Genomic DNA, 16,567 nt, shown 5'->3' on the forward strand with positions numbered 1-16,567 from the left:
CATTGAGTCAGTCTGCCGAGTCGGCAGCCCCTACTATGCCGTACCAAGCCCCTTCCATGCGACGGTACAGATCGGCGCTTTTGGTCACGTAGATCACCAGGCAGCCTCGGTAGGCGTCAGTCGTGTTCTTCCGTGTCGTCCTGGGGTTGTGTTTCTTGAGTGTCGCCCGCTGGAAGGTCGAGGCATCGACGCCGACTAGGTCGGCCCAGAACTCCTCGGCTTCGGCGATGTCTGCCGACTCGTGGATGCTCAGTCGGAAGCGCATTCGCTCGCGTGGCACCTCCAGCAGGGCAAGCCATCTGAGGTAAAGGGTGATCACGTTGGGGTCGCTGTTGATGAACTGCAGAGACTCGCGGCGCTGATACGTCTTGTCCTTGGTGCCTTCGGCCCAATAGAGCGTGACCCCGGCGATGAATAGTTCGCGGTCCGAAAGCTGCCCGATCGCGTCGCGCGCTGAGCGCTTGGTTGCCTCGCGCTCTTGGTCTTCTGTCGCGCGGAGATGGGCGAGGCCCGCGTTCATGAGGACGCGGCGCTCCTTGTCCGTATAGCGCGGCTTGGGTTTCGGCAGGTCCCGCACCCATAGCGAGATCGAGCTCTTGGAGCAGCCGAGCTCGACCTGGATCTGGTCGTAGGTCATGCCTTGCACTCGCAGCTCGCGGGCGCGGGCCCGGAGGTCGTCCTTGGCGCGGGGGCGCTTGGTCCAGTCGGGGGGTGGCTCGCCCTTCACGAGCCGGTTGAGGATGTCGTTGTTGTAGACGCCCAGGCGGTCGCGGATCTGGCGAAGGCTGAGGCCTTCTCTGCGCAGGGCAATCGCCTGCTCGCGCAGGCTCTCGAAGTCGGCGTACTTGCCGATGGCGGTGGTCACGCGGACAGCTTCGTCCGGAATGCGGACGTCAGGGTCGAATGCGTGGGCGATTCACGTGTTCGAGGGATCAACGTGCGTTTCGCGTGCGGATCGTCCCGTTCTGTGCTGCTGGACTCACCGGAAATCGCGTGGCCGCCGCCCGTAGGCTGGGAGACATGACCACAACGGGGGCACACCAGGACGCTGCGGGCGCGACCGCCCGGGGCTGGTGGTGGTGGGGGAGACGGCGCAGCGCCGTGCTGGACGTGGTGCTGGCGTTGGTGTCGGCGCTGGAGTGTGCCGGCGAGGGGGTCGGGTTCGCGGAGAACGCGGGGCTGCCGGTGCCGGTGGGGGTGCTGTTCGGGCTGGTGGCCGGGGCGGTGCTGGTGGTGCGGCGGCGGTGGCCGATCGCCGTGGTGCTGGTGTCGATCGCGATCACGCCCGCCGAGATGGGCTACCTGATGGGGATCGTCGGGCTGTACACGCTCGCCGCCTCGGAGGTGCCCCGGCGGATCATCGCGGCGCTGGCGGGGATGTCGCTGGCGGCGGTGTTCATCGTGACGTACGTGCGGGTGCGGCAGGACGTCGCGGCGGCGGACTTCGAGACGTCGTCGTGGTACGTGCCGCTGGTGTCGGTGATGCTGTCGCTGGGGCTGAACGCCCCGCCCGTGCTGTTCGGGTTGTACATAGGGGCGCGGCGGCGGCTCATGGAGAGTCTGCGGGAGCGGGCGGACAGCCTGGAGCAGGAGTTGTCGCTGCTGGCCGACCGGGCCGAGCAGCGGGCGCAGATGGCGCGGGTGGAGGAGCGGACGCGGATCGCGCGGGAGATGCACGACGTGGTGGCGCACCGGGTGAGCTTGATGGTGGTGCACGCGGCGGCGCTGCAGGCGGTGGCGTTGAAGGATCCGCAGAAGGCGGTGAAGAACGCGGCGCTAGTGGGCGACATGGGGCGGCAGGCGCTGACGGAGCTGCGGCAGATGCTGGGGGTGCTGCGGGCGGAGGAGTCGCAGCCGGTGGCGCCGCGGTCCGCGTCGGTGCCGCTGGAGGCCGTGGGGCGTGCGGCCGCCGCTGCCGCCGAGGCGGCGGCCGAGGACGGGCCGTGCCTGGACGCCCTGGACGAGCTGGTGGAGCAGTCGCGGCAGGCGGGGATGGTGGTGGAGCTGCGGGTGATGGGCGAGGCGCGGACGTACGCGCCCGATGTCGAGCAGACGGCGTACCGGGTGGTGCAGGAGGCGCTGACGAATGTCCACAAGCACGCGGCGGGGGCGAAGGTGGTGGTGCGCTTGGCGCACCGGGGGGACGAGGTGGCGATGCAGGTGGAGAACGGTCCCTCGGACGGTGCGGTGGCGGACGCCGGTCTGCCGAGTGGGGGCAACGGCCTGGTGGGCATGCGGGAGCGGGTGACCGCGCTGGGTGGGGTCTTCGTGTCGGGTGCGACGGACGAGGGCGGTTTCAAGGTGTCGGCGGTGCTGCCGGTGGCGCCCGCGGCGTAGCGCTCAGGGGGATGTGAGGCGCGTGGGCAGGGTGCCGGTGATCAAGGTGGCGAGGGCGTGGTCGATGTCGGGGCCGAGGTACCAGTCGCCGGAGTGGTCGAGGCTGTAGACGCGGCCTTGGGTGTCGATGGCGAGGACGGCTTGGTGGTCGGCTTCCTCGCCGAGGGGGGCGATCTCGGTCTCCAGGGCGCGGCCGAGGTCGGCGAGGCTGCGGGCGAGGTGGAGTCCGGCGAGGGGGTCGAAGCGGACGGGGGTGGGGGCGATCTGGCGGCCGGGGCCGGGGCCCGCGATGTGGAGGCCGCCGAATTCGGCCCAGGCTTCGACGGCGGCGGGGAAGACGCTGTGCCGGTGTCCGGCGGGGGAGACGTGTGCCCGGAGGGCGTCGGCCCAGTGTTCCGCCTGCTTGATGTCCCAGCGGCCGGGTTGCCATCCGGCTTCGCGGAGGGCGGCGTCGACGGCGACGGGGAACCGGGTGGTGTTGAGGTCGGGCATGGGGGTGCGGTCAGCCGTTCCGGTCGGTGGTCGTCGGGTCGACGGGGCGTACGCCGAAGTGGGCGAGGAGCGCCGCGCAGGAGCGGCAGGGGGCGGCGTAGCTGCCGTGCAGGGGGTCGCCGTCCTCGCGGATGCGGCGTGCGGTGAGTTTGGCGTGTTTGAGGGCGCGGCGGGCTTCGCCCTGGGTGAGGGGTTTGCGCTGGGCGCGTTTGGAGCGGCCTGCCTCGGTGGCGGTGAGGTGGCGGGAGAGGAGGATGGCTTCGGGGCAGCGGCCGGTGAAGCGTTCGCGTTGGCCGCTGGTGAGGGTGTCGAGGAAGTCCTGGACGAGGGGGTGCAGGGCGGGTGGGCGGTTGCCGCGTCCGGCCGTGCAGGTGAGGGTTTCGCCGCGTACGGAGAGGGCGGCGCCGACGGTGGGGAGTATGCCGTCGCGGCGGTGGCGCAGGGCGGGGGCGCGGTCGGGGGTGCTGCTGCTCCAGGTGAGGCGGGGGTCGCCCGTGGCGGGAGTCCCGCTCGTCGCGCTGGTCCCGCTGGTCGCGGGTGTGGCTGCTGCTGGTTGCACTGTGTACATGGTGCCTGTCGTCCCCTCTGCAATCCCCCGAGTTGCGATCAACAGCCTGCCAAATGGGTGAGCTGATGGGGAAGCGGGGGCGCTTAAACGTGTGATCGGTGTGTCGTGTGGTCGCCGGTGGGTCACCTGGGGGTGACGTCGGGTCACCGAAACGGAGGACGGGTTCCCCGTGTTGCCCCACCGCATAGGCTGTGCGGACCAAGCCAGCAGCAGCAGGGGGCAACCGCCATGACGACAGGTCGGCTCGGGCAGCATCATGCCGCGCCACCGAACGCGGCCTACGCCGGGCAGGTCGTGCATTTCCCGGACCCGGTGCGTGCCGCCCGGCACCCCAGGGGTGTGCGGGTGGACGCGGACGGGCGTCCGGTTTTCTCGCCGTACGCGCGTGCGGCCGCGGAGATCGCCGAGCCGCCGGAGGGCTTCGGCGTCGACGAGCTGCGGCTGACGGACTATGTGTCGGCGAACGCGGCGCTCGCGGCGTCCGGGCACGAGCTGTGGGACACGATTCCGGCGGTGGCGACGCCGCACGGTTGGACGTGGCACCACGTGGCGGGTACGCGCCGCATGGAGCTGGTGCCGGTGGAGGTGAAGGCGCTGCTGCGGCACCACGGCGGGCTGGCGACGGCCGCGGTGGATCACGGCAAGCGCGGGACGCGGCCGCTGCAGGAGACCCGGCCCGCGCACTTCGGGCTGCCGAAGGGCGCGCTGTCGGTGTCCGAGGCGCAGCTGCAGGGTGTGGAGGAGGACCTCGGTTACCGGCTGCCGGGTGCGTACCGCTCGTTCCTGAAGGCGGCGGGTGGCTGCGCGCCGGTGGGTGCCGCGCTCGACGCGGAGCTGGGGCTGCTGGTCGATCAGCCGTTTTTCACGGTGCGTGAGGAGGCGGCGGTCAATGACCTGGTCTACGTCAACAAGTGTCTGCGGGACCATCTGACGAAGGATTACCTGGGTGTGGGTTTCGTCCAGGGCGGGATCCTCGCGGTCAAGGTGAAGGGCGTGGGCGCGGGGTCGGTGTGGTTCTGCGCGTACGACGACGCGCGGGATCAGGACGGCTTGACGGTGCAGGAGCGTGTGGAGCGGCTGCTGTTGCCGTGTGGGGCGGATTTCGACGAGTTCCTGCAGCGGCTGGCGGGCAATCCGCCGGAGCTGGAGACGGTGGCGAACCTGATGGTGGACGGCGGCTTCGCGCGGGCTGTCCCGGTCTCGGACGAGGGGTGACGGTCCGATGGTGACCTTCGCGCAGGCGCAGGAGCGCGCGGAAGAGTGGGTCAACGGCGACGTGCCCGCGTACCAGCACCGTGAGGTGCGGGTGCGGGAGTTCGAGCTGGGGTTCGTGGTGTGGGCGGAGGACCGCGAGGAGGGTCCGACGTCGGATGGCGGGCGTCAGCGGCTGGTGATCGCCCGGGACAGTGGTGAGGCGACGCTGTGGCCGGGGTTGCCGGTGGGTGAGGTGATCCGCCGGTACGAGGAGGAGTACGGGGCTCCGCCGGCCGACGCGGCCCCGGTGGCCGCGCCCGCGCCGGAGCGTATCGACCTGAACCAGACGTCGTTCCTGCTGACGCCGCCGGAGTGGTTGCAGGACGCGGCGGACAAGCGGGGCATTCCGCGGCGTGAGGCTTCGGAGCCCGCGGCCGTGGCTGAGGCTGCGGAGCCCGCGGTCGCGGCGCCTGACGTTCTCGTGGCCGGTGGCGGTTCCGCGTCCGCGGGTGAGGATGTCTGGGCCGCGCCGGTCGGCGCGCGCGGGCGCGGGGGCGTGGACTACGAGCCCACCGCCTCCGACGGTGTGCCCGCCGGGTCGGCCGGAGCCGCCGGGTCCGCCGGACCGTCCTGGAATGACACCAGCGGGGGGAACGGAAGCGGGGACGACGGTTCCGTACCGCTGCCCGCCACCGTGTTCGCGCCGCCGCTGACCGGGGCGGACGACGACGGGACGCCGCCGCCGGCGGTCGGCGCCGACGCGCCGACGGCGCTGCTCCCGGGCGGCAGTCAGCTGCCGCGTACCGCCATCGCGCCCGCGCTGGACCCGCAGGCCATGCCCGGCGCCGCGGCACCGGGGGCGCCGGGCCCGGCGGCGGGTGACATCGCGGACGCCGCGACCAGCAAGGCCGTCCTGCCGCCGCGCGCCGCGCGGCCCTCGCGGGGTGCCGGTCCGACGACTCCGCCGCCGCCCGGCGCGCCCGGTACGCCGGGGGCCAGGCCGTCCGCGACGGGGCCGGGTGCTCCCGGTGCGCCCGCCGGGGGGTACGTACCGACGCAGCTCGTGGCGCAGCTGGGCCCCGAGGGTCCGCAGCCGCCCGCGCCTCCGGCTCCGCCCGGGCCGCCCGGGGCCACGCCGCCGCCCGGCGGCGGGGTGCACCACGCGGCGACGATGCTCGCGCAGCCGGGTCCCGCCGGCCCGCCGCCTCCGGCGCCGCCGGGGCCGGTCGGTGGCGACGCGCACCATGCGGCGACGATGCTGGCGCATCCGGGGCCTGGTGGGATCGGTGGTGCTGGTGGTACCGGGGGTCCGCAGCCGCCGGCTCCGCCCGGGCCTCCCGGGGCGCCGGGTGCGCCGCGGCCGCCGGGTGCCACGCCCCCGCCCGGCGGCGGGGTGCACCATGCCGCGACGATGCTGGCGCAGCCGGGCCCCGGGGGTCCGCAGCCCCCGGCGCCGCCCGCGCCCGCGCCCGCCGCGCCCGCGTTCCCGCAGCCGCAGCCGCCGATGGGCCGGCCGATGGGGCCGCCCCCGGGTCAGCCGACCGGGCAGCCGACCGTCGGTCCGGGCTACCAGGCCGTGCTGCGCTACCGCGCGCCCGACGGCTCCGAGCAGCAGCTCATCCGCCGTTCGGCGCCCGGTACGCCGCACCCCGAGTGGCAGATGTTCCATGAGCTGCGTGCCATGAACATCCCGCCGGACCAGGTGCTGGAGCTGCACACCGAGCTGGAGTCGTGCGACCTGCCCGGCGGTTACTGCGCCCGGATGATCCGGGAGACGTGGCCGCAGGCGCGGATCACGTCGATCGCCTCGTACGGGCGTGACCACGTGAGCCGTCAGCAGGGCATGGCGCAGCTCATCGCGCACCACGGCGAGCTGCACCAGGTCGCGGACGGTCCGGCGCGCCCGGCGCCGCTGCGCGCCCCGCTGCCGCCGGTGCAGCCCGCGCCGCCGGTCCCGCCGGAGGCCATCGCGCAGGAGCTGGTGGCGGCGTTCGGGCCGCAGGGCATCTGCCGGTTCGACCAGCGGGCGGTGTCGCGGCAGGGCGTGCCGGAGCTGGTGGCGCTCACGCTCGTGTGGGCGGGGCTGCCGGCGGACTTCGGGCCGTTCTTCTGGGCGCAGCCCGCGCAGCCGGTCGTGCCGACGCTCGCCGAGCTGGCAGCGCAGCGGCAGGTGCAGCCGGCGAGCGACGCGGGTTCGTATCTGGTGCTGGGCTCCGACTTCGGGCGGGCGCTGTGCGTGCAGTACGGGACCGCGCACATCGTCGCCGTACCGGTGGAGGCCGGGCCGGGTGGTCAGCCGGTGGCGCCGCAGTTCGTGAACAGCGGGTTGCCGGAGTTCACGCGGTGCCTGGCGTTGCTGGGGCGGATGTGGCGGCTGAGGTTCGGGCTGACGCCGGAGCAGGCGGGGCGGTGGACCGTGGACTTCCAGGCGCAGCTGGCGATGCTGGACCCGGCGGCGCTGGCGTCGCCGGAGAGCTGGTGGTCGGTGCTGCTGGAGCAGATGTGGGACGGCCTGCTGTGAGGTGAGCCGAGGGGGCGAGGACGACGAGGGGGTGACCGGCCTGCTCCGTACAGGCCGGTCATTACGTCCCTTTTTGTGATGATTGACGCATCCTGGGCCTATGAGTCCTGACACAGCATCAACATCACCGCACGGGTTCGGGGTCGTCGCCAAGGGCCGGGGTTACCGCCCGAAGGACGTCGACCGTTACGTCAGCCAGCTCTCGGCCGACCGCGACGGCGCGTGGGAGCGCGCGGCGCGGCTGACCGTCCTGGCCAAGGAGATGGACAAGGAGGCCGCCCGGCTGCGGGAGGTCGTCGCCGGGCTGAAGCCGCAGCGGTACGAGTCGCTCGGGCCGCAGGCCCAGCAGCTGCTGGTGCTCGCGGAGGAGGAGGCCGGGGCGGTACGGGCGGGGGCGGCGGCCGAGGCGCAGACCCTGGCCGACGCGGCGGACGAGGCGGGGCGGCAGGCCCGGGACGCGGCGCGCGAGGCGGCGGACGCGCTGCGCGCGGCGGCGGAGGAGGAGGCCGCGCAGATCCTGCTCTCGGCCCGGGAGAAGGCGCAGGAGGTACGGGCCGAGGCCCGGGGCGAGGCCGAGCGCACGCGGGGCGAGGCGCAGGCGGAGCTCCGCCAGGTGCGCGAGCGCACGGAGGCGTTGATGGCGGCCCAGCAGAAGGTGCACGCGGAGCAGCGGGAGGCGGCGGAGCAGGAGCTGGCCGAGCGGCGCGCGGAGGAGAAGGAGCGGCTGGCGGGGCTCATCGCGGAGGCGGAGGGCCACCTGGCGGAGGCCGAGAAGGTGTACGCGGAGGCCGAGGAGATGGCGCGTCAGCGCGAGCGGGAGGCGGAGGCGCGGGCGGCGGAGCTGCTGGCGGAGGCGCGCGTGGAGGAGCAGCGCGTGGAGGAGGAGACCGAGCGGCTGCTGCGGGAGCACGCGGAGACGCGCGAGGGGCTGCGGGAGCACATGGCCCATGTGAGAGAGAGCCTCTCGACCCTGACGGGCCGTCCGGCGGATCCGGACCCGGACGTGGCGTGAGGTGTACGCGGCGGGAGCCGACGCCCCCGCCGCCCACGTCCTGGGGACCGGCTACCCCGTCGCCCCGGGCGGCGTCGCGCGCCGCGCCGACAGGAAGCCGTGGACGGCCCAGGCGGCACCGGCCGCCGCGGCCGTCCAGACGATGGCCTCGGCCACCATGATCTGTACGGAGAGGGTGAGGCCCGGCCGGGGCGGGAGCAAGATCATCTGGGCGGCCGCACCCACCGGACCGTCAGGCCGGCCAGCAGACCGGTCACCCCGGGGCTCCCGACCGTCGCGCCCGCCACACCCAGGACCGGCCCGAACAGCACGCTCGCCATCGACCACAGGCCCAGGTCGCCCGCGTACGAGGCGAGCGGATCGCCCAGGATCAGCGAGTCCGTGAGGTAGTACGTCGTCGTCGCGGCGAGCAGCGCCAGGGCGCCGGCCGCCGCGCCCCGGGCCGGCGTCGCGGCCGCGTAGCCCATCACCACCGCGAGGGCGGCCCATGCCCAGCCGACGTCCAGCAGCAGGCTGAGCACCTTGGCCGCGTCGCCCCAGACACTGTCCGCGAGCGGGGCGCCGAGCTCGACGTACGGGGAGGACAGCGCGTTGACGACAGACGTGGCCGCCCCGAAAGCCGCCCCGCCCGCGAGACCGGCCGCGATCGTCTTCATGCCGGAGAAGATGCGGTACGCGCGCGGCGCGTTCACTCGTCGGCCGACAGAACCGGAAAGCGGCGCGGCGCGAGGATGAGCAGGACGAGGAGGGCGAGGAGCGCGGCGCCCGCGGCGGCGGTGAAGACGTGGTCGACGGCCGCGTCCACCGCCGTCGGCGTGAGCGTCGCCGGGTCGTTGAGGTCGCCGGAGGGCAGGCGGGCGGTGAGGACGGCGTTGGCGAGGGCGCCGAAGAGCGCGGCGCCGAGGCTCTGGCCGACCTGGCGGCAGAAGAGCACGGACGCCGTCGTGGTGCCGCGCTCGGACCAGGGGACCGTGGACTGGACGCCCACGATCAGCGGCAGCTGGAAGAGGCCGAGCGCTCCGCCGAGCAGCAGCATGATCAGCGCGGGCTGCCAGGGCTCGCCGGGGTAGGGGAGGAAGGGGAAGGCCAGCAGGACCAGCATGGCCAGCGTGATGCCGACGACCGCGGTGAGGCGGAAGCCGATGCGGGTGTAGAGGCGGTTGGAGAAGGCCGCCGTGATGGGCCAGGACAGGGTCATCGCGGACAGGACGAACCCGGCGGCGATGGGGCCGAGGCCCAGGACGGTCTGGGCGTACGTCGGGACGAAGACGGTCGGGGCCACCATCAGCAGGCCGAGCGCGCCGAGGGCGAGGTTCACGGCCGCGATGGTGCGGCGGCGCCAGACCCAGCCGGGAATGATGGGGTCGGCCGCGCGGCGCTCGATGACGACCGCCAGGGCGCCGAGCAGGACGGCGCCCGCGAAGAACGCCAGGGACGGGGCGGAGAGCCACGGCCACGCGACGCCGCCCTGGACGAGGGCGGTGAGCAGCAGCGTTCCGGTGGCGAAGACGGCGAGGGCGCCGGGCCAGTCGACGCGTACCGGCGCCGTGCGCGTCGTACGCGTACGGGTGGGTTCCACCAGGTGGCGGGCGACCAGCCAGAGGGCGAGGGCGCCGACCGGGAGGTTGATCAGGAAGATCCAGCGCCAGTCGGCGTACCCGGCGAGCAGCCCGCCCACCGCGGGGCCGGCGACGGCCGAGGTCGCCCAGACGGTGGAGAGCCGCGCCTGGATCCTGGGGCGCTCCTTGAGCGGGTAGAGGTCGGCCGCGATGGTCTGGACGGTGCCTTGCAGGGCTCCGCCGCCGAGCCCCTGGACGACGCGGAAGGCGATCAGCGAGGCCATGCTCCAGGCGGCGGCGCAGAGGAGGGAGCCGAGGAGGAAGAGGACGATGCCGGCGATGAGGACGGGCTTGCGGCCGAAGGTGTCGGAGAGCTTGCCGTAGACGGGGAGGGTCACGGTCGCGGCGAGGAGGTAGCCCGAGAAGAGCCAGGAGAAGACGGAGAGGCCGCCGAGGTCGCCGACGATCTGCGGTACGGCGGTGGCGATGACGGTGCCGTCGAGCGCGGCCAGCGCCATGCCGAGCATCAGCGCCGCGACGACCGGGCCGCGTCGGCTCCGGGGGCCGGGGGGAGCGGGGGCGGCGGGGCCCGTGTCCGGGGACGCGGCGTCGGGTGTCGCGTCGGTCACCGAGTCGGGTCCTTTCCCTATGCATGTATCCGTCGGCTCAGCTTCTCATTCGGCCTGCGGATGGAGAAGCCCCCAGGGAACCCCTAGGGGGAGCTCCGTATGCGGGCCCGGGGGCGGTTCCTCCCGCCGGAGGAGGAGGGGAAGGGGGGTGGCTCCCTAGCGTGGGTGGGGAAAACCCCAGGTCGAAACTGCGCCAGGCCCCAATGCGCGGAGGCCTGTTGGGGCGGAAGACTCGAGAGCACTAGCAAGCGAGAGCAGTGGCAAGCAAGGCATCCGGAGTACCCGGAGTAGCCGGAGTAGCCGGAGTACCCGGACACGCATTTCCGAATGCGTCCGACAGAGGAGACGTACCGTGACAACGGCTGTGACCATCCCCAGGCACGGGGGTACTGGAGGGCGTACGGCCGTCGCGGCGCGGGCGCGGCAGGTCGTCAAGGCGTACGGCGCGGGGGAGACCCGGGTTGTGGCGCTCGACCACGTCGACGTGGACATCACGCGCGGGCAGTTCACCGCGATCATGGGCCCGTCCGGGTCCGGCAAGTCCACGCTGATGCACTGCCTGGCCGGTCTGGACACCGTGACGAGCGGGGAGATCTTCCTCGACGAGACGGAGATCACCCGACTCAAGGACAAGAAGCTGACGCGGCTGCGCCGGGACCGGGTGGGCTTCATATTCCAGGCGTTCAACCTGCTGCCGACGTTGAACGCCCTGGAGAACATCACGCTGCCGATGGACATCGCGGGCCGCAAGCCGGACACCGCCTGGCTGAACCGGGTCGTGGAGACGGTGGGCCTGGCCGGGCGCCTGAAGCACCGGCCGAACCAGCTGTCCGGCGGCCAGCAGCAGCGGGTGGCGGTGGCGCGGGCGCTGGCGGCCCGGCCCGAGATCATCTTCGGGGACGAGCCGACCGGGAACCTGGACTCGCGGGCGGGGGCGGAGGTGCTGGGCTTCCTGCGGACGTCGGTCGACGAGTTGGGGCAGACCATCGTGATGGTCACGCACGATCCGGTGGCCGCGAGCTACGCGGACCGGGTGCTGTATCTGGCGGATGGGCGGATCGTGGACGAGATGCTCCGGCCGACCGCCGATGCCGTCCTCGACCGCATGCTGCGTTTTTCCGGGGGACGCCCCCAGACCCCCGACTTCGACGCGCGGGGGCGGACGTCATGACGGTGCTGAGGACCTCCCTGCGCAACTTCCTCGCGCACAAGGGACGCATGGCGCTGTCGGCGGTGGCGGTGCTGCTGTCGGTGGCGTTCGTCAGCGGGACGCTGGTGTTCACGGACACCATGAACACCACCTTCGACAAGCTGTTCGCGGCGTCGGCGGCCGATGTCACCATCAGCCCCAAGTCGGCGGCGGCGAACGACGAGATCCCGGAGACGGGCAAGCCCGAGACCCTGCCCGCCTCGCTGGTGCGGCAGGTGGCGGGGGTCGAAGGTGTCGCATCGGCCGAGGGCGCGGTCGTGTCGATGAGCGTGACCGTCGTCGACGCCGACAACAAGGACATGGGCTCCAGCACCGGCGCCCCGACCATCGCCGGCAACTGGACGCGCAACGACCTGCGGTCGATGGAGATCACGTCGGGGCACGCCCCGCGCGGGCCCACCGAGGTGATGGTCGACGCCGACACCGCCGAGAAGCACCACCTCGAGCTGGGTGACGAGCTGCGCACCATCGCCGTCACCGGGGACTTCACGGCGAAGATCTCGGGCATCGCCACCTTCAAGGTCACCAACCCCGGTGCCGCCGTCGTCTACTTCGACACGGCGACCGCGCAGCGCGAACTGCTCGGCGAGGAAGGGCTCTTCACCCACATCGCGGTGGAGGCCGAGGCGGGGGTCGGCCACGAGCGGCTGAAGCGGAACGTGGCGGCGGTGGTCGACGGGGCGGCGTACAAGCTCCAGACGCAGAAGGAGGCGGCGGACGCCGGGCGTGCGGACGTGGGCGGATTCCTCGACGTCATGAAGTACGCGATGCTCGGCTTCGCCGGGATCGCCTTCCTCGTCGGCGTCTTCCTCATCGTGAACACCTTCTCCATGCTGGTCGCCCAGCGGACCCGGGAGATCGGCCTGATGCGCGCCATCGGGTCGAGCCGCCAACAGGTCAACCGGTCGGTGCTGGTGGAGGCGGTCCTGCTCGGCGTCGTCGGGTCGGTGCTCGGCGTCGGCGCGGGCGTGGGCCTGGCGATCGGCCTGATGGAGCTCATGTCGGCCATGGGCATGGAGCTGTCCACGCAGGACCTGACCGTCAAGTGGACCACTCCGGCGATCGGCCTGGTCCTCGGCATCGTCGTGACCGTGCTGGCGGCGTACGTCCCGGCCCGCCGGGCCGGCAAGGTCTCCCCGATGGCCGCGCTGCGCGACGCGGGCACCCCGGCCGACGGCAAGGCCGGGCTCGTACGCGGCATCGTGGGCCTGCTGCTGACGGGCGCGGGCGGCGCGGCGCTGTACGCGGCGGCGCAGGCGGACAAGGCGAGCGAAGGCTCGATGTACCTCGGCGTCGGCGTCGTCCTGAGCCTCATCGGTTTCGTCGTCGTCGGGCCGCTGCTCGCCGGTGGCGTGGTGCGTGTCGTCAGCGTCGTGGTGCTGCGCGTGTTCGGGCCGGTCGGGCGGATGGCGGAGCGCAACGCGCTGCGCAACCCGCGCCGTACGGGAGCGACGGGCGCGGCCCTGATGATCGGTCTGGCGCTGGTGGCCTGCCTGTCGGTGGTCGGTTCGTCGATGGTCGCCTCCGCGACCGACGAGCTGGACCGGTCGGTCGGGGCGGACTTCATCGTCCAGAGCACCAAGGGCCAGCCGATCGTGCCGCAGGCGCAGGCGGCCCTGGAGAAGACACCCGGCATCGCGCACGTCACCGAGTACAAGGCGGTGCCCGCGAAGCTGACCCTGCCGGACGGGAAGACGGAGGAAAAGCGCCTCGTCGCCGCCGACCCGACGTACGCCACCGATCTGCGTCGCGAGACCCTCGGGGGCGAACTGTCGGCGGCGTACGGCAAGGACGCCATGTCGATGGGGAGCGACTACGCCACCCAGCACGGTGTGAAGGTCGGCGACACGATCACCGTCGCCTTCAAGGGCGGCGAGCGCGTCGCGAAGCTCAGGGTCGCGGCGATCACCTCGGACGACACGAACGTCGACAAGGGCGCGATGTACATCAACATCACGACCGCGCAGAGTTACGTCCCCGCCGACCGGATGCCCAAGAACATCATCATGTTCGCGAAGGCGGAGGACGGGAAGGCGAGCGAGGCGTACGCCGCGCTGAAGGAGGCGCTGGCCGCCTATCCGCAGTACACGGTGCAGAACCAGACCGACTTCAAGCAGGACCTGAAGGACCAGGTCGGCCAGTTGCTGAACATCGTGTACGGGCTGCTCGCGCTGGCGATCATCGTGGCGGTGCTCGGCGTGGTGAACACCCTGGCCCTGTCGGTGGTCGAGCGGACGCGGGAGATCGGCCTGATGCGGGCGATCGGTCTGTCGCGCCGTCAGCTGCGCCGCATGATCCGGCTGGAGTCGGTGGTCATCGCCCTCTTCGGCGCTCTGCTGGGCCTCGGTCTGGGCATGGGCTGGGGCACGTCGGCGCAGAAACTGCTGGCCCTGGAGGGGCTGGGGGTGCTGGACATCCCGTGGCCGACGATTCTGACGGTCTTCGTCGGGTCGGCGTTCGTGGGCCTGTTCGCGGCGCTGATACCGGCCTTCCGGGCGGGGCGGATGAACGTGCTGAACGCGATCGCGACCGACTGAGCGCCGGCTCCGGCACTGATCCCCCATGCCACGGTCAGGTGCGGCGCTTGAGGAGTACGTAGCCGGCCGCCGTGCCCGTCACGTGGAAGCGGGCGTCCGGGTGGAGCCGCTCGGCGTAGGCGAGCGGGTCGCGCACCCAGCCGGAGTTGTTGTTCAACGCGATCCAGTCCGGAGCGGGGTTCCGCGGGTCACCGATCCACAGGACCCGGCAGCGGCCCGCGAGGCGGCTGACGGGTCCGACGTTCGCCTCCACGGTCGCGCCGTCCGGGATCCGGGACAGGAGCCGTTCGGCGGCGACGGCCCGGGGCGGCTTGCGGTACGTCGGCGCCTCGGTGAGCGACGCCAGGGGCAGCGTGGTGGTCAGGGCGAGCGCGGCCGCGGCGGCGCAGGCGGGCAGCCGGTCCGCGTAGGCGCGCAGCCAGGGGCGCGGGCTGCGGCGCGCGATGTCGGCGGCGTCGGTGAGGGCGAGGAAGAGCACCGGCATCAGGACGGCGCTGTAGTGCCACTCGGTGGACCAGTAGTGGGGGTCACCGGACAGGAAGCGCCAGCCGAGGGTCGGGGCGGCGACCAGGAAGAGGGGGGAGCGCAGCGCGAGCAGGCCGGTGGTGGGCAGCAGGATCCAGGCGAGGGTGCGCAGTTTCGTCTCGGCGCCGGTGAAGGGGCCCGGCCCGTCGCCGAGCTTGGTCCAGTAGTCGTAGCCGCCGGTGTGGTTGAAGGCCGGGATGACGGCGGTGAGGGTGAGGAGGGTGGCGGCGGCGCCGAGGAGCGCGACCCCGAGCGCGTACACGGCGGTACGGGGCGCGGTGCGGCGCGCCCGCCAGGCGACGACCAGCGCGAGCGCTGCGAGTGTGGCGCCCAGGTCCTCCTTGACCAGGACGAGGGGCGCCGCCCACAGCAGGGAGGCCCGCCACCGGGCCCGGAGCACCGCCTCCAGGGAGAAGGCGATCAGCGGGACGGCGAAGCAGATCTCGTGGAAGTCGAAGTCGGCCGCCCGTTGGATGCCCCACGACAGCCCGAAGGCGACGCCGACGGCGAGGCCCGCTACCCGGCCCAGCAGGCGGGTCGCGGCGCGCGTGACGGGGATGGCGGCGAGTGCGAACAGCGCGGCCTGGGCGACGAGGAGGGTGACGGGGGTGGGGAAGAGCCGGTAGGCGGGGGCGAGGAGGGCGGTGACGGGGCTGAAGTGGTCGCCGAGGACGTTGGCTCCCGGGCCCTTGAGGTCGGCGACCGGCGCCTGGAGGTGGGCGTAGCCGCGGACGGCCTGCTCGAAGATGCCCAGGTCCCAGGAGCGGGTCTCCATGCGGCGGTACCGCAGCACGGAGAGCGTGGTGTACGCGGCGAAGAGCGCGAGTGCGAGGAGGTGGGGTGCGCGGCCGCCCGCCGGGTCGCGTCGTGGGGCGGGCGGCCGGGGTATCGGCTCCGGTCCGGTGCGGTCGGTGGGGCGTGGGGCGACGACGACTCCATGCATGCGTCGGGGACTCCTTCGGGTCGCTTACGGGTTGCGGGACCCGAGGGGCGGCGGCGGCACGGACGAGGGGAACGCGGTCGGGGTGAGGGAGGGGATGGGGGAGGGGGTGGGGGCCGGGTACGAGGTGGAGGGCGCGGGCGACGGCCGTGTCGCGGGCACGGCCGGCGGGTCGGGCCGCAGGCCGAGCGCCGCGAGCGCGCCCGTCGCGCCCAGGAGGCACACCGCGGTCGCCGCCGCGGCGGCCAGCGTACGGCCGCGCCGCCGCCGTCCCCGTACGGCCACATCGGCGGGCGGCGCGGGCACGACGCGCCGGGCGGCGCCGTCGGCGGCCCGCTTCAGCGCCGCGGCGAGAGCTTCGTCCCTGTGCTGCTGGTCAGCCACCGTGCTCCTCCTCGGTGAGGTTCTCGGTGAGGTCGGCGAGGTGCGGTGCGAGGGCGGCCCTGGCCCGGGACAGGTGCGTCTTGACGGTCCCGGCCGAGATGCCGGTCTCGGCGGCGACCTGCTCCACGGACAGGTCGCACACGTAGTGCAGGACCGCGACGCGCCGCTGCCGTTCGGAGAGCGTGTGCAGCGCCGCCACCAGGGCGACCGACGAGGCGTCGGGCGCGGGCGCGGTGTCCCGCAGCCCGGCGCCGTGGCGGCGCCACGCCTCGGCGGCCCGGCGTCCGCGCCGCCACCGGCTGACGGCGAGCCTCCACGCCACGGTGCGGATCCACGCCTCGGGCCCCGCGTCGCGGACGAGCCGCGACCGGCGCCCCCAGGCCCGTACGAACGCCTCCTGGACCACGTCCTGGGCCTCGTGGAGGTCGCCGGTCATCAGGTACAGCTGGCCGACGAGCCGCGTGACGGAGTGAGCGTAGAGCTCGTGGAACTCCTCTTCGGTCAATGCGGCTCCCAGCGGCGCGGGGTGGAATCGGGTGGAACGGCTTTCGTGACGTATACGCAGGGGGACACGGTGCCGGTTGACACCGGGGTGGGACGTGTCCGGGACCGGCCGGGGGTTGTTTCGAACGCGGGTGTGTCGACGACGTCGTAGGCTG

At 73.2% G+C, this 16,567-nt stretch carries 15 protein-coding genes; 6 read left to right on the top strand and 9 right to left on the bottom strand.

The features are described 5' to 3' along the window. Positions 1-7 precede the first annotated feature (7 nt). Complete coding sequence (locus ABZX67_RS19840) at positions 8-865, bottom strand: hypothetical protein (RefSeq protein ID WP_355361864.1); 858 nt, start codon at positions 863-865, stop codon at positions 8-10. Between the two features lie 155 nt (positions 866-1,020). On the opposite strand from ABZX67_RS19840, the gene ABZX67_RS19845 reads away from it, so the two are divergent. Further along, positions 1,021-2,337 (top strand): histidine kinase, encoded by a 1,317-nt coding sequence (locus ABZX67_RS19845; RefSeq protein ID WP_355361866.1) that lies wholly within the window; start codon positions 1,021-1,023, stop codon positions 2,335-2,337. 3 nt (positions 2,338-2,340) lie between these two features. Here the strand turns inward: ABZX67_RS19845 and ABZX67_RS19850 are convergent, their stop codons facing one another. Together ABZX67_RS19850 and ABZX67_RS19855 are read right to left on the bottom strand one after the other, a co-directional pair. Further along, positions 2,341-2,829 (bottom strand): SUKH-3 domain-containing protein, encoded by a 489-nt coding sequence (locus ABZX67_RS19850; RefSeq protein ID WP_355361868.1) that lies wholly within the window; start codon positions 2,827-2,829, stop codon positions 2,341-2,343. Between the two features lie 10 nt (positions 2,830-2,839). Beyond that, on the bottom strand, positions 2,840-3,388 hold the full coding sequence (locus ABZX67_RS19855; RefSeq protein ID WP_355361870.1) for a YwqJ-related putative deaminase: 549 nt from the start codon (positions 3,386-3,388) through the stop codon (positions 2,840-2,842). A 237-nt stretch (positions 3,389-3,625) separates the two neighbouring features. Here ABZX67_RS19855 and ABZX67_RS19860 point away from each other — a divergent pair, with 237 nt between their 5' ends. The 3 genes from ABZX67_RS19860 (at position 3,626) to ABZX67_RS19870 (ending at position 8,124) form a co-directional block, all read left to right on the top strand. Next, complete coding sequence (locus tag ABZX67_RS19860) at positions 3,626-4,612, top strand: SMI1/KNR4 family protein (RefSeq protein ID WP_355361872.1); 987 nt, start codon at positions 3,626-3,628, stop codon at positions 4,610-4,612. Between the two features lie 7 nt (positions 4,613-4,619). Continuing rightward, positions 4,620-7,112 carry an SUKH-4 family immunity protein gene (locus ABZX67_RS19865; RefSeq protein ID WP_355361874.1) on the top strand — a complete coding sequence of 831 codons (2,493 nt, stop codon included), beginning with the start codon at positions 4,620-4,622 and terminating at the stop codon, positions 7,110-7,112. 100 nt (positions 7,113-7,212) lie between these two features. Continuing rightward, positions 7,213-8,124 carry a cellulose-binding protein gene (locus tag ABZX67_RS19870; protein WP_355361876.1) on the top strand — a complete coding sequence of 304 codons (912 nt, stop codon included), beginning with the start codon at positions 7,213-7,215 and terminating at the stop codon, positions 8,122-8,124. Between the two features lie 51 nt (positions 8,125-8,175). Here the strand turns inward: ABZX67_RS19870 and ABZX67_RS19875 are convergent, their stop codons facing one another. Genes ABZX67_RS19875 through ABZX67_RS19885 form a run of 3 tightly spaced genes read right to left on the bottom strand, consistent with a single transcriptional unit; the run spans position 8,176 to position 10,333 of the window. Further along, complete coding sequence (locus ABZX67_RS19875) at positions 8,176-8,331, bottom strand: hypothetical protein (RefSeq protein ID WP_355361878.1); 156 nt, start codon at positions 8,329-8,331, stop codon at positions 8,176-8,178. Next, positions 8,328-8,780: a DUF6518 family protein gene (locus ABZX67_RS19880; protein ID WP_355361880.1), complete on the bottom strand. Its 453-nt coding sequence runs from the start codon at positions 8,778-8,780 to the stop codon at positions 8,328-8,330. The genes ABZX67_RS19875 and ABZX67_RS19880 overlap by 4 nt, the downstream gene beginning before the upstream one ends. 32 nt (positions 8,781-8,812) lie before the next feature. Beyond that, entirely contained in the window at positions 8,813-10,333 is a 1,521-nt protein-coding gene (locus tag ABZX67_RS19885) for an MFS transporter (RefSeq protein ID WP_355361944.1), read from the bottom strand. A gap of 331 nt (positions 10,334-10,664) precedes the next feature. On the opposite strand from ABZX67_RS19885, the gene ABZX67_RS19890 reads away from it, so the two are divergent. Together ABZX67_RS19890 and ABZX67_RS19895 are read left to right on the top strand one after the other, a co-directional pair. Continuing rightward, entirely contained in the window at positions 10,665-11,483 is an 819-nt protein-coding gene (locus ABZX67_RS19890; protein WP_355361882.1) for an ABC transporter ATP-binding protein, read from the top strand. Then, positions 11,480-14,059 carry an FtsX-like permease family protein gene (locus ABZX67_RS19895; protein WP_355361884.1) on the top strand — a complete coding sequence of 860 codons (2,580 nt, stop codon included), beginning with the start codon at positions 11,480-11,482 and terminating at the stop codon, positions 14,057-14,059. The genes ABZX67_RS19890 and ABZX67_RS19895 overlap by 4 nt, the downstream gene beginning before the upstream one ends. A 34-nt stretch (positions 14,060-14,093) precedes the next feature. On the opposite strand, the gene ABZX67_RS19900 is transcribed toward ABZX67_RS19895, so the two are convergent. Genes ABZX67_RS19900 through ABZX67_RS19910 form a run of 3 tightly spaced genes read right to left on the bottom strand, consistent with a single transcriptional unit; the run spans position 14,094 to position 16,413 of the window. Further along, complete coding sequence (locus ABZX67_RS19900) at positions 14,094-15,527, bottom strand: DUF2079 domain-containing protein (RefSeq protein ID WP_355361886.1); 1,434 nt, start codon at positions 15,525-15,527, stop codon at positions 14,094-14,096. A gap of 24 nt (positions 15,528-15,551) precedes the next feature. Continuing rightward, a complete protein-coding gene (locus ABZX67_RS19905) occupies positions 15,552-15,908 on the bottom strand; it encodes a hypothetical protein (protein ID WP_355361888.1) in 357 nt (118 codons plus the stop codon). Further along, entirely contained in the window at positions 15,901-16,413 is a 513-nt protein-coding gene (locus ABZX67_RS19910) for a SigE family RNA polymerase sigma factor (protein ID WP_355361890.1), read from the bottom strand. The genes ABZX67_RS19905 and ABZX67_RS19910 overlap by 8 nt, the downstream gene beginning before the upstream one ends. Positions 16,414-16,567: the final 154 nt, after the last annotated feature.

It is taken from the genome of Streptomyces sp. NPDC003036, from assembly GCF_040611175.1.
In the GTDB taxonomy this organism is placed as follows: Bacteria; Actinomycetota; Actinomycetes; order Streptomycetales; family Streptomycetaceae; genus Streptomyces.